This window comes from Burkholderia sp. Ed8 (assembly GCF_040761425.1).
Classification (GTDB): Bacteria; Pseudomonadota; Gammaproteobacteria; order Burkholderiales; family Burkholderiaceae; genus Burkholderia; species Burkholderia seminalis.
The window spans coordinates 834,097-847,172 of sequence record NZ_CP142886.1 but is presented as its reverse complement, the minus strand read 5'-3'; the positions used below and the strand labels follow the sequence as shown (position 1 = coordinate 847,172).

The 13,076-nt window shown below is 68.3% G+C and carries 11 protein-coding genes; 1 reads left to right on the top strand and 10 read right to left on the bottom strand.

Going from position 1 to position 13,076, the window contains the following annotated elements:
* Positions 1-206: 206 nt before the first annotated feature.
* The 5 genes from VXM69_RS17840 to aceK form a co-directional block, all read right to left on the bottom strand.
* A complete protein-coding gene (locus VXM69_RS17840; protein ID WP_034189160.1) occupies positions 207-1,472 on the bottom strand; it encodes a CocE/NonD family hydrolase in 1,266 nt (421 codons plus the stop codon).
* A 106-nt stretch (positions 1,473-1,578) separates the two neighbouring features.
* Complete coding sequence (locus VXM69_RS17835; RefSeq protein ID WP_301742857.1) at positions 1,579-2,016, bottom strand: YchJ family protein; 438 nt, start codon at positions 2,014-2,016, stop codon at positions 1,579-1,581.
* Positions 2,017-2,055: 39 nt separating this feature from the next.
* Complete coding sequence (locus tag VXM69_RS17830; RefSeq protein ID WP_034189162.1) at positions 2,056-2,733, bottom strand: SDR family oxidoreductase; 678 nt, start codon at positions 2,731-2,733, stop codon at positions 2,056-2,058.
* A gap of 102 nt (positions 2,734-2,835) precedes the next feature.
* Positions 2,836-3,606 carry a carbonate dehydratase gene (gene can, locus VXM69_RS17825; RefSeq protein ID WP_034189163.1) on the bottom strand — a complete coding sequence of 257 codons (771 nt, stop codon included), beginning with the start codon at positions 3,604-3,606 and terminating at the stop codon, positions 2,836-2,838.
* 68 nt (positions 3,607-3,674) lie between these two features.
* A complete protein-coding gene (gene aceK / locus VXM69_RS17820; RefSeq protein WP_034189164.1) occupies positions 3,675-5,492 on the bottom strand; it encodes a bifunctional isocitrate dehydrogenase kinase/phosphatase in 1,818 nt (605 codons plus the stop codon).
* A gap of 304 nt (positions 5,493-5,796) precedes the next feature.
* On the opposite strand from aceK, the gene VXM69_RS17815 reads away from it, so the two are divergent.
* On the top strand, positions 5,797-6,876 hold the full coding sequence (locus VXM69_RS17815; RefSeq protein ID WP_367189968.1) for an MBL fold metallo-hydrolase: 1,080 nt from the start codon (positions 5,797-5,799) through the stop codon (positions 6,874-6,876).
* Positions 6,877-6,892: 16 nt separating this feature from the next.
* On the opposite strand, the gene VXM69_RS17810 is transcribed toward VXM69_RS17815, so the two are convergent.
* The 5 genes from VXM69_RS17810 to VXM69_RS17790 all read right to left on the bottom strand — a co-directional run bounded on the left by VXM69_RS17810 (position 6,893) and on the right by VXM69_RS17790 (position 13,033).
* Positions 6,893-8,536 (bottom strand): ABC-F family ATP-binding cassette domain-containing protein, encoded by a 1,644-nt coding sequence (locus tag VXM69_RS17810; protein ID WP_367189967.1) that lies wholly within the window; start codon positions 8,534-8,536, stop codon positions 6,893-6,895.
* A 191-nt stretch (positions 8,537-8,727) separates the two neighbouring features.
* Complete coding sequence (locus VXM69_RS17805) at positions 8,728-10,323, bottom strand: ABC transporter substrate-binding protein (protein ID WP_069706975.1); 1,596 nt, start codon at positions 10,321-10,323, stop codon at positions 8,728-8,730.
* A 320-nt stretch (positions 10,324-10,643) separates the two neighbouring features.
* Positions 10,644-11,417, bottom strand: coding sequence for an SDR family oxidoreductase (locus VXM69_RS17800; protein WP_049032404.1), 774 nt, complete (start codon positions 11,415-11,417; stop codon positions 10,644-10,646).
* 19 nt (positions 11,418-11,436) lie between these two features.
* Positions 11,437-12,075, bottom strand: a complete 639-nt coding sequence (locus VXM69_RS17795; RefSeq protein ID WP_034189169.1) for a thiol:disulfide interchange protein DsbA/DsbL — start codon at positions 12,073-12,075, stop codon at positions 11,437-11,439.
* Positions 12,076-12,145: 70 nt separating this feature from the next.
* Positions 12,146-13,033 (bottom strand): SPOR domain-containing protein, encoded by an 888-nt coding sequence (locus VXM69_RS17790; RefSeq protein WP_049032406.1) that lies wholly within the window; start codon positions 13,031-13,033, stop codon positions 12,146-12,148.
* Between the last annotated feature and the right edge of the window lie 43 nt (positions 13,034-13,076).

Here is a 13,076-nt window from a genome sequence, read left to right as displayed (position 1 = left end):
GGAAAAACGGGGATCGAAGACCGGCGCGAGGGGGCGGCGTGACGCCACGCACGCGAGGCGGCGGCCGAATGGTCTACGGAATCAGCGGCGAACAGGGGCGGCCGGCAGGGCAGGCGGGGCGGCATGCCGCATGGCCGCGAGCAGGGGCAACGCGGAAGGAGGTGCCGGATCGGGCGGAACGGGCGCGGCGGACGATCCGCCGCGCGTCAGCGCGAAGCGAGTGCGTGCGTATCGGCGTCGCGCGTGTTGGCGTCGCCGTTGTCGGCCGTCTGCGTCGTGTTCCACACGACCCGGTCGTTGACCGCATACAGCCGGCACGCGCCCGCGCCCTGCTTCGCGCAGTTGTCGAGCGCGAGCGCCATCGGGTCGTCGCCGCCTTCCGCCCACGACCACGCGCCTTCCGACGATACCGCGAACGCGCGGCTCGGATGCTGGTTCAGGAAGCGGCGATAGCCTTCGCGGCCGGCTTCGTCGACATACGGCACCGCGTTGACCGCATCGATCGACGCATAACCGGTGGCCTTCGGCTCGTGCGGGTTCGCGACCGCGTAGCGCACCGAGGTCGGCAGGTTCAGTTCCGCGAGGAACGCATGCACGGCCGGCCACCACACGGGCACGCCGTCGCGATCGACGATCAGCCGGTGCGCGTCGTCCTTGTAGCGGCCGAAATCGATGAACAGCGCCTGGGTGCCGTGCGACACGTACGCGTCGTGCATCTGCGCGACGAGTGCGGGCGTCCAGACCGAATCGTTGTCGCCGTACAGCCACAGCGAGCGCACGGCCGTGTGCGCGCCGTACTGGTCGAACGCATCGACGAGGTTGCGCTGCCAGCCGTCGCACAGGTCCTGGCGCAGCCCGCCCGAGAAGTTGATGATGCCGCGCACGCCCGGCGCGGCTTCGGTGCCGTACGCGACCGACGCGAGGCCGCCGTGCGACGTGCCGGCGACGACGATGCGCGACGCATCGACGTACGGCTGGTGCGACATGTAGCGCACCGTCGCGTCGACGTCGGCGGCCTGCGCGAGGCCGTTCTTGCCGACATTGCAGCCTTCCTGCTGGTACGTGCCGCCCGAGCCGGCGAAGCCCTGGCGGTTCGGTGCGATCACCGCATAGCCGCGGCGCACGAATTCGCGCGCGAACGCGAGCGGCCGGCTGCGCGGCTGCAGATGCAGATCGCCGGTGTTCTTGCCGTGGTTGAAGACGACGAGCGGGAACGGGCCGGGGCCGTCCGGCTTGAAGAGCGTCGCCTCGAGCGTGACGGCGCCCGAAGCGTCGGCCGGGATGCGGAGAATCTGTTCGTTGAGATCGGCCGCAACCTGCGGCAGGTTCGAGTCGCCGTAATCGAAGCGCTCGGCATGGGCGAGCGAGCCGCTCGCGCCCGCACCCGGCGTTGCGTTCGGCAGCGCACCGGCCTGAGCGGCCGACAGCGCGCCGGCCGCCATCCATCCCACCAATACCTTGCTGAACGCCATTCGTAAGCCCTGCCATGCAACATGACCAATTCGAGGTCATCCTAGCCCGACAAAATCGGGTTGTGCAATGCGGGAATTACCCGGCGTCTGACACAGCAACTATTTGTCAGCGATCGCTTACTTCGCCGTCGACGTAACGCCAGAAACCGTGCTCGTCGCGCTCGAAACGGCTCGTCTCGTGGAGCCGGTGGGCGCGCCCGCCGACCTTGTAGCGGGCCACGAATTCGACCTCCGCGTGGCGTTCGTCGAGCGGCGCATGGCGTTTGACCGCGAGGCCGAGCCAGCGCGGCGCGTCGGGGGCGTCGGGCTCGGTATCGAGATCGGGCGGGCAGGTGCGCGCGGCCCAGGTTGCGCGCAGGTAGTCGGTCGCGCCGAGTACGTACGCGCTGTACCGCGAGCGCATCAACTCGAGCGCGGTCGGCGCGGCCTCGCCGCCGTCGATGAAGCGGCCGCAGCACGCCGCATAGCGCGGCGCCGGCGCTTTGCCGGCGGGCGCGGGGGACGCGCCGCCGCACGGGCACGCGTCAGGTCGGTTCAAAATCATGCGAAACGGGAATTAACGACGTTCGGTTGTCGGTTCGGCTCACCAGCTCAGCTCGATGCCGTCGTACTGGAAGAAGCGGCCGTTGGCCTGCGACACGTCCGCACCGGATTCCGCGATCACGCGGCGCATGCCGGTCACGCTCGTTTCCGGGTCGATCGCGGCCTGCGCGCCGCCCATGTCGGTGCGCACCCAGCCGGGGTGCAGCGAGATGCACGCGGCATGGCGCGTCTGCAGCGACGCGATGCGCAGCGCATCGTTCAGCGCGGCCTTGCTCGCGCGGTACAGCCAGCCGGTCGTGCCGGTCGCCTCGGCGATGCTGCCCATCCGGCTCGACACGACCGCCAGCACGCCGCGCGCGTCCTCGACGAGCGGCAGCAGGATCGGCAGCAGCTGCATCGGCCCGCGCACGTTCGTATGCATCACCGCGTCGAAATCCTCGGCCGTGATCGTCTCGACGCCTTCGGTGCGCGGCCCGTACACGCCCGACACGAGCACGGCCGCATCGAGCCGTTCGCCGTCGAGCTTCCAGCCGAGCGCCGCGATCTGCTCGGGCCGCGCGATGTCGAGCGCATGCGCGTGCGCGCCGAGCGCGCGCAGCGCGTCGAGCGACGCTTCGTCGCGCGCGGTCGCGATTACGTTCCAGCCGTCGCGCCGGTACTGCCGGACGAATTCGCGGCCGAGGCCGCGCGATGCGCCGACGATCAATACGGTTTTCATGCCCGTCGCTCCTTTCCTGGGCGCCGCCTGGGCGGTGCCGGTGTCAGATCCGTTCGAAATGGGTCGCGGCCGCGTGACGGCGGCCGCCACGCGCATGCCGCGTTACTGCGCGTCGTCGCACGGCTTCAGCGTGGCGGCGACCGCCTGCGCGACGCCTTCGAGCCGCCGCGCGGCGTCCGCCGCGATCATGTCGTTGTCCGGCGCATGGTTGCCGCCGGCGGTGAGCGCGGCCACGCAGCGCTTGTAGGTCTCGTCGAGCGCGTCGAAGTTCGACACGGCCATCCCGAGGTTGCGCATCCGGCCGTCGTGCACGCCGTACACGAGCCCGTGCACGGTGAGCGACTGGCCGCGGGCCCACGCGTCGTTGACGATCGTCGTGCGGCATACGTTGACGACCTGCTCGATCGCGTTCAGCTCGATCAGGCGGCGATAGCGCGCTTCGCCGACCGGCCAGTCCTCGAGCAGCGCCGCGTGACGCTCGCGCACGTCCTGCACGTGATGCAGCCAGTTGTCCGCGAGGCCGACGCGCCGGTTGAGCAGCGCCGCGTTCACGCCGGAGCAGCCGTAGTGGCCGACGACCATGATGTGCTTCACGCGCAGGATGTCGACCGCGAACTGGATCACCGACAGGCAGTTCAGGTCGCTGTGCACGACGACGTTCGCGATGTTGCGGTGCACGAACACTTCGCCCGGCGGCAGGCCGATGATCTGGTTCGCGGGCACGCGCGAATCCGAGCAGCCGATCCACAGGTACTCCGGCGCCTGCTGGTCGGCGAGGCGCGCGAAGAATTGCGGATCGTCCTCGAGCTTGCGCTTGACCCAGGCTTCGTTGTTGTCGAACAGATGTGAGAGCGGATTGTCTGGGGTATTCATCGGTGTGGATTCCGTTGACGGAAATCGGATCGATATCGGATCGATCGGCAGGTTCGGTGTCCGCGGCGTCAGGCGGCGCGCTGCGCGTCGCCTTCGCCGTCGTTCTGGTCCGTCGCGCCGAAGCGCGCGGGGTAGCGCACGTTGAAGCGCAGCGCTGCGTCGTACGGATAAAAATCGGGCAATTCGCCCTGCATCAGGCGGTCCTTGCTCGCCTGCCACAGCGCGGGATCGAAGAAGTCCGCGTGGTGCTTCATGAACACGTCGCGCACGCGCGGGTCGCCGAGCAGGAACGGTCCGTAGGTCTCCGGAAAGATGTCGTGCGGGCCGACGGTATACCACGGTTCGCCGGACAGCTCGTCTTCCTCGTTGCGCGGCGGCGGCACGCGGCGCACGTTGCAGTCGGTCAGGTACTCGATCTCGTCGTAGTCGTAGAACACGACGCGGCCGTGGCGCGTGACGCCGAAGTTCTTGTACAGCATGTCGCCCGGGAAGATGTTCGCCTTCATCAGCTCCTTCACCGCATTGCCGTATTCCTTCACGCCGTGCTCGACGTCCGCGTCGCTGCCGTTCTGCAGGTACAGGTTCAGCGGCGTCATCCGGCGCTCGATGTACAGGTGCTTGATCACGAGGTTGTCGTCCTCGTATTCGAGCAGCGACGGCACTTCCTTCTCGAGCTCGCGCACGAGCGCGTGGTCGAGCCGCGCGAGCGGCAGCGCGACGCTCGAATACTCGAGCGTGTCGGCCATCCGCCCGAGGCGGTCGTGGCGCTTCACGAGCTGGTACTTCTCCATGATCTGCGCGCGCGTCGTTTCCTTCGGCGGCGGGAAGTGGTCCTTGATGATCTTGAACACGTACGGGAACGACGGCAGCGTGAACACGAGCATCACGAGGCCCTTGATCCCGGGCGCGATGATGAAGCGGTCGCTCGAATGCGACAGGTGGTGCAGCAGGTCGCGGTAGAACAGGTTCTTGCCCTGCTTCTGCAGGCCGACCGACGTGTAGATCTCGGCCTTCGGCTTGCCCGGCATGATCGTGCACAGGAAGTCGACGTACGCGGACGGCACGCCCATGTCGACGAGGAAGTACGAGTGCGAGAAGCTGAAGATGATCTGCAGCTGGTCGCGGCGCAGCAGCACCGTGTCGAGCGCGAGCAGGCCCGGCCGCACGTGGCGGATCGGCACCGCGAACGGCAGCACGCGGTCGGCGTTGATGATGCGGCCGATGATGTACGCGCTCTTGTTGCGGAAGAACAGCGACGACAGCACGTGGATCTGGAAATTCGGCGCCGCGTCGAAGTGGCCGAATTCGTCGTCGATCGCCTGCATCACGCAGCCGATGTCGCGCGGGAGATCCTCGAACGCCGGTTCGAGCTGGAAGTTCGTGACGACGCGCTCGAGCGTGGCGGCGAGCCCGTCGGTGCCCGGATAGTACGCGCGGTAGGTCGGTTTCGCGGCCGGCTCGTCGTTCTCGAGATACTCGGTCGAGATCGCCGGGCGCACGAAGATGAAATCGTTGCTGAAGTACGACCGGTGCAGGATCTTGCAGCACACCGAATTGAAGAAGGTTTCCGCGCACTCGGGCTGGCGGTGCGACGTGAGCAGGCCGATGTAGTGCAGCTTGATCTGCTGCCACACTTCGTCGTCGATGTTCTCCGCGTCGTATTCGTCTTCCAGCAGCTCGACGCATTCCTGCACGCGCTCGTCATATGACGTGATCCGCTCGCGTGCGAGCCGCTGCAGCCCGTGCCAGTCGGAATGCTCGAACAGCGTCTTCGCCTCGACCGCCGCTTCGCGGAAGATCCGGTAATGGCGATCGAAGTATTCGAGCATCGTCTGCGCGACGTCGAAACCGATCTGCGACGACAGCAGTTTGGGGAAGTGATTCATCGCGTGCAGGCTCGTTCGGGAGGGGCTGTAAGCACTCGCCATTTTAGCGCCCAAGTCGGCGTTTCAATGACTTTCGAGGTGACGCGCCAACGGCGTCCAATCGGCGCGTTGTTCGCCGTTGCGTGCCGTTCGGTGCATCTTCGCGTAAAGATACGGGTACGGAACCGATTCTGGCACGAACTTTTTTTGACCGCCCGGCCGCCGCCGGGCACGCGTTCCGCACGACGGCGATAGAATCGACGCACCGCCCGCCGTGCCTGCCGCCGGCGGGCATTCGCACCGATAACGACGAGACGCCCCACCGATGAACGCACTGGAACACCAACTCGACTATCCCTTCGCCGACACGCTGCCTGCCGCGGGCGACACGTTCGAGGTCGCGCCCGGCGTGCGCTGGCTGCGCATGCCGCTGCCGTTCTCGCTTGATCACATCAATCTCTGGCTGCTGCGCGACGAGATCGACGGGCAGCAAGGCTGGACGATCGTCGATTGCGGGATCTCGTCGGACGCGATCCGCGCGCACTGGGAGCAGATCTTCGACACGCATCTCGACGGCCTGCCGGTGCTGCGCGTGCTGGTCACGCACTGCCACCCCGATCACTTCGGCCTCGCGAACTGGTTGTGCGAAGGCGGCGACCAGGGCCGCTGGAACGTGCGGCTGTGGATGACGCTCGGCGAATACATGTTCGGCTGCCTGATGGCGGCCGGCAACGGCTCGAACGCGGGCGGCGCGGCCGCCGCCGATCACTTCGCGCGCCACGGGCTGACCGATCCCGCCGCGCTCGACAAGCTGCGCAACCGCCGCGGCTACTACTCGGATCTCGTGCCGGCCGTGCCGCCGCGCTACCGCCGCCTGCGCGAAGGCGACGCGGTCGGGATCGGGGCGCGCACGTGGCGCGTCGTCACCGGCTTCGGCCATTCGCCTGAACATTGCGCGCTGCACAGCGAAGCGGACGGCGTGCTGATTTCCGGCGACATGGTGCTGCCGCGCATCTCGACGAACGTGTCGGTGTTCGACCTCGAGCCGGAAGGGAACCCGCTCGCGCTGTACCTGCAGTCGCTCGGCCGCTACGAGACGATGGCGGCCGACACGCTCGTGCTGCCGTCGCACGGCAAGCCGTTCCGCGGCGTGCGCACGCGCATCGCGCAGCTGCGCGAGCACCACGATGCGCGGCTCGCCGAAGTGCGGGTCGCGTGCGCGGAAAAGCCGACGAGCGCGGCCGACATCGTGCCGATCATGTTCCGCCGCCGCGCGCTCGACATCCACCAGATGACGTTCGCGCTCGGCGAGGCACTCGCGCACCTGAACCTGCTGTGGCTCGCGGGCGAGCTCGTGCGCGAGCAGGGCGACGACGGCGTGCTGCGGTTCCGCGCCGCCGGCTGAGCGCGCTTCGTCGTCCTTACACGACGGGTTCGTAGCGCCACCCGTCGCGATGCCATTGCATCGTGTGCGTCGGCTCGAGCGCGGCGAGAAACGCGCCGTCGTGCGACGCCACCACGATTGCGCCGGGGAAACCGGCCAGCGCGGCTTCGATCGCACGCACCGATTCGAGATCGAGGTGATTGGTCGGCTCGTCGAGCAGCAACAGCTGCGCGGGCGTGCCGCGCCACAACGCACAGGCGAGCGCGGCCTTCAGCCGTTCGCCGCCGCTCAGCTGCCGGGCGGGCTGCGTCGCGCGCGTTGCATCGAGCTGCAACAACGCGAGACGGCTGCGCAGGTCGTCTTCGGCGAGCGGTGTATCGAGCAGCCCCAACTGCTCGACGATCGAATGCTCGGGGTCGAGCAGCGCGAGCCGCTGGTCGAGATAGGCGGCGCTGACGTGTGTCGTGCAGGCACCTGAGCGCGGTTCGAGTTCGCCCGCGAGCATCCTCAGCAAGGTCGATTTGCCGCAGCCGTTCGGGCCCGTCAGCGCGACGCGCACGGGGCCGCTCGCGGACCACGTGATTTCGCCGGTGCCGCCCGCGACGCGCCACGGCGGTTGCGCACGGTCGAGCGTGAACAGCTGGCGGCGCGCGCTGACCTCGGTACCCGGCAGCGATACGAGCACGGGGGCATCTTCTTCGACGCGCGCGGCCGCTTCCTGCACGCGTTCGTCGAGCGTCGCCTTGAAGTCGCCCTGTTGACGCCGGACGGCCCCCATGATGTTGCGCGCCGCCCCCTTGCGGCTTTGCTTCGCCCCCGACGACAGGTTCGCCGTCTTCGCGTCGCGCAGCGATGCGGCCGCGTGACGCTGGATCGTGTCGTGTTCCTGTTCGAGCCTGCGCCGTACGCGCCCGCGCTCGGTGCGTGCATGGTCGAGCGCCGCTTGGGCGGCCTGCTGCGCCGCGTCGCGCTGCGCGCGGTAGAGCGCGTAGTTGCCGCCATACGAGCGCGCACCGTGCGGCGTCAGCTCGACGATGCGCTGCACGCCGGCGAGCAGCGCACGATCGTGGCTGACGATGACGACGCCGCCGCGCCAGCCGTCGAGCGCCGCGCGCAGCCACGCGCGGCCCGGCGCGTCGAGATGGTTGGTCGGTTCGTCGAGCACGAGCAGGCCGGCGCCGGACAGCAGCGCGCCGGTCAGCGCGACGCGTGCGCGCTGGCCGCCGCTCAGCGCATGAGCGGGCGTGTCGGGGCGCACGTCGTGCAGGCCCGCCGCATCGAGCGCCGTGCGCAGCCGCTCCGCGAGATCCCAGCGATCGCCGATCAAGTCGAAATCTTGAGGCTCCGCGCGGCCGTGCGCGAGACGCGCGAGCGCGCCGAGCGGCACATCGAGCGCGGCGACCTGCGCGACGGTTCGCGGGCCGGCGGCGGCGAGCGCGTCGTGCTGCTGCGCGACGTAGACGACGGGCGTGTGCCGCTCGATGGTCCCCGCGCTCGGCGCGCGGCGCCCCGCGATCAGTTGCGCGAGCAGGCTCTTGCCGACGCCGTTGCGGCCGACGATGCCGGTCGGCGTGCGATCGATGGTCAGGTCGAGCGAATCGAACAGCGTGACGCCGTCGTCGAAGCGGAAGGAAACGTGATGAAGCGCGACGAGCGCGCCGGCGGGCGTGGCTGCAGCCATGAGCACCTCCAAAAATGCGTGAAGACCTTCGCGCGCGGCGTGCGTGGCACGGGCGGCGAAAACATTTCGGGAAGGCTTAGTGGTTCACTTTGGCTGGCGTCCGGTAGGAGGAACAGGCGCGCAGTGTAGCAAGCGGCGCGCGCGGGTCGCAAGCGAGCGGCGCGGGGCCGTCGCTTGCGCGCCACGCGCGGTTACTGCACGGCCACCGTCGTGAAGTTCTGGCGTCCGAACGGACTCACGTGATAACCGCCCACGTTCGTGCGCGTGAGCGCGGCGGCCGTCGGGTAGCCGAGCGGGATCCACAGCGCCTGGTCGTGGATGATCTTCTGCGCCGATTCGTACAGCTTCGCGCGCTTCGCCTGATCGGCCGTCGACTTGCCGTCGGCGATCAGCTTGTCGAGCTGCGCGTCGCAGAAGCGCGCGAAGTTGATGCCCGACTTCACTGCATTGCAGCTGAACAGCGGCGACAGGTAGTTGTCCGGATCGCCGTTGTCGCCGGCCCAGCCCATGAACAGCATGTCGTGCTGGCCGAGCTTCGCCTGCTTGATCAGCTCGCCCCACTCGATCACCTTCACGTCGGCCTTCACGCCGATCTTCGCGAGGTCGGCCTGCAGCAGTTCCGCGCCGACCTTCGGGTTCGGGTTCAGCACGCTGCCGGTCGGGCGCGTCCAGATCGTCGTCGAGAAGCCGTTCGGGAAGCCGGCCTGCGCGAGCAGCTGCTTCGCCTTCGCGGGATCGTACGGATACGGCGCGACATCCTTCGCATAGCTCCACGTGTTCGGCGGGTACGGGTTGTTCGCGGCCGTCGCGGTGTTGTCGAACACGACCTTCAGGTAGGTCGCGCGGTCGAACGCGAGGTTCAGCGCCTCGCGCACCTTGTCGTTGTCGAGCGGCTTCTTCTGCGTGTTCAGCGCGACGAACGCGGTCATGAACGCGGGCGTCTGCACGACCTTCAGCGCGCTGTCGCCCTTCGCGGCGAGCACGTCCTGCGGCTTCGGCGACAGCGCGATCTGGCATTCGCCGGCCTTCACCTTCTGCAGCCGCACCGACGGGTCCGGCGTGATCGCATAGATCAGCCGGTCGACCTTCGGCTTCGTGCCCCAGTACGTCGGGTTCACGTCGTAGCGGATCAGCGCGTCCTTCGTATAGCTCTTCAGCACGAACGGGCCGGTGCCGACCGGCTTCGCGTTCAGGTCGGCCTGCTTGCCGGCCTTCAGCAACTGGTCCGCGTATTCGGCCGAATAGATCGACGCGAAGCCCATCGTCAGGATCGGCACGAACGTCGCGTTCGGCTCGTTCAGCACGAACTTCACGGTGCCGTCGTCGACTTTCGTGACCGACTTCACGAGCTTCACGAGGCCCATCGACTGCGCGTGCGGGAAGCCGCTCGCGCCGGCCACCTTGTGCCACGGGTTCGAATCGTCGAGCATCCGCGTGAACGTGAACACGACGTCGTCCGCGTTCAGCGCGCGGCCCGGCTTGAAATAGTCGGTGGTCTGGAACGCGACGTTCGGGCGCAGGTGGAACGTGTACGTGAGGCCGTCGGCGCTCGCTTCCCATTTGTCGGCGAGCGCGGGCACGACCTTCTTCGCGGCTTCGTCGTAGGACACGAGCGTGTTGAAGATCACGTCGGCCGATGCGTTGGTCGTGACGAGCGAGTTGTACTGCACGACGTCGAAGCCGTCCGGGCTCGATTCCGTGCAGACGGTGAGCGGCTTGGCGGCGGCGAGGCCGGGGGCGGCGAGGGCGGCGGCAACGGCGGCCGCCGCGAACAGCTTGACGTGCATAGGATCTCCCACGTGGCTTGTGTTTTTTGCTGGGTGACGGATGCGGGCGCGGCCCGGAAGCGGGCAGGGCCGGCGCGGCTGGCGAATAGCATACCGTCAAAGCGCGCGACGCGTGAAAAAAGGCGCCGGAACGCGGCGAATTGACCGAAAAACGGCTGCGTTCGCGACGGAACGGGTGTTGATGCGGCGCAGGCGCGGGGAGGGGGACGGGCGGACGGCGAAGCGGACGGGCGCGGCGAGGGCGCCTCGGACGGTGACGCGGAACCGACGCGTCGACGATACGGCCCGGCGCACGTCGCGCGGGCCGCGCCGACGCATCGTCAGTGCGCGCCGGCCTTCGGCTTGCGCGGCGCCTTTTCGAACAGGCGGTCGTACAGCCAGCGCGGCAGCACGTGCAGCACCTTCGCGACGACGCCCATCTGCCACGGAATCACGCGGAACGCGTGCTGCCGCGCGATCGCGCGCGCCGCGCGTGCGGCGAAGCGGTCGGCGTCCATCAGGAACGGCATCCGGTACGGGTTGTGCGCGGTCATCGGCGTGCGGATGTAGCCGGGCGCGATCGTCACGACGCCGACGCCGGCCGGGCGCAATTCGACGCGCAGCGATTCGAGATACTTGATCGCGGCCGATTTCGACGCGCTGTACGCGCCAGAGCCCGGCAGGCCGCGCACGCCGGCGACACTCGCGACGCCGACCAGCGTGCCGTGGCGGGCGGCCGTCATCGGGCCGACGAACGGCTCGAACGTCGCGACCATCCCGTAGTAGTTGATGTCCATCACGTCGCGGAACGTCGCGAGGTCGCCCTGGCCCGTGACGGCGCCCTGGCTGATGCCCGCGTTCGCGATCACGACGTCGGGGCAGCCATGCGTCGCGATGAACGACGCGGCGGCCGTCGCGAGCGCGTCGGCGTCGCGCACGTCGGCGGAATAGACGGAGATGGACAGCTTGGGGAAGCGCCGCGCGAACGCATCGAGGGCATCGGTGCGCCGCGCGACGAGGGCGAGCGTGGCGCCCTGGCGGGCGTATTCCTCGGCCATCGCGAGGCCGAGGCCGCTCGACGCACCGGTGATGAAGACCTTCAGCGGAGTAGTCATGCCGGTGCGCGGACGGGGATCAGAGCTTCTTGTCCTGAACCTGCTTCACGAGGAAGTCGAGCACCTGGGCCGTGCCCGGGATGCTGTTCGTGTAGGCGGGGCCCGTCTTGTACTTGCCCTGGACGACGACCGTCGGCACGCCGTCGATCGCGTAGTCCTTCAGCAGCTTGGCCGACTGGTTCACCTCGCCCTGCACGCTGAACGAGTTGTACGCGTCCATGAACTGCTTCTTGTCGACGCCTTGCGTGGCCAGGAAGTCGGCCTGCGCCTGCGGCGTCAGCAGGTAGTTCTTCTGCTTGTGGATCGCGTTGAAGATCGCCGGCGTGACCTTCTCGGCGATGCCGAGCGCGGACACCGCGTAGAACAGTTTCGAGTGCGGAACGAAGTCGTCGCGGAACGCGACCGGCACGCGCTTGAAGTCGATGTTGTTGCCCTGTTTCTTCACCCAGGCCTCGATCGTCGGCTCGAATTCGTAGCAGTGCGGGCAGCCGTACCAGAAGAACTCGATCACCTCGACCTTGCCGGCCGGCGCGGACGCCGGCTGCGGCGACTTCATCACCTCGAAGTCCTTGCCGGCGACCGGCGCGGCGGGCGAGGCGTGGACGAGGCCGGCGGCCAGGCCCAGGGACAGAAGGAGCGTGCTAAGCAGTTTTTTCATGTTGTGAACGTCGAATCAGTTGCTCGGGTTACGGAACGTAACGGGTTCTGCGTGGGCTCGGCCGGTTGGCTTACTGCTTGGTGAAGCGGATCACAGCCGTGTCGACACCTGCGTCGGACAGGCGCTGACGGGCCGAGTTCATATCCTCGAACTTCGAGAACGGGCCGACGCGCACGCGGAAATAGGTCACGCCGCTGACGTCGCGCTTCGACACCTTCGACTCGAAGCCCTGGAAGCCGAGGCGCGCGCGCTGCTGCTCGGCGTCGCCTTCGGTCTTGTACGCGCCCACTTGCAGGAAGTAGCCGGTGTTCGCGTCGTTCGCGGTCGGCGGCTTCGCGGCGGCCGCGGCGGCAGCCGACGACGTCGGCTTCGGCGTGTTCGCGGCCAGCTGCTGTTGCTGCTTTTGCGCGGCGGCCTGCTGCGCCTGCTTCTGCGCGGCGAAGCGTGCGAGGTCGTCCTCGCCGCCTTGCTGCTGTTGCTGCGCCTGTTGCGTCTTCTTCGGCGGCGGCGTGGTGTCGGCCGGCTTCGGTGCGACGGCGACGCCGTTGCCCGACGACGTATTGTTCGATGCCGCGGTGTTGTTTGAACCGCTGGTGCCGTTCGGGTTGCCCGACGGCGGCACCTCGACGATCTGCGGCTCGGGCAGCAGGCCGCCCTGGGTCTGGTTCGCGGCCTGGCCGGGCGCGGTGTTCGGCGGTGCGGGCTGCGCGGCCTGCGGCACCGGCTGGCCGGGCGTCTTGCCCTGCAGCGCGCGGTTCGGGTCGAACTGCTGCGGCTGGCTCGCGCCGTTGTCGGCCGGCGGCGGCGCGACCTTCGACACGAACGGAGACGGCGAACGCGTGATGTAGAGCGCCACCACCACGGCGATCGCCAGGCCGACGATCAGGCCCAGCACGATTCCAAGAAATGTCCCTCCGGCTTGTTTCGATTGCTTCGAAGTTCGGCGTGGTTGTGCCATTGCTTGAGTCACCTGCAAAAAGAATCGTGAAAAGGCCGCGGCA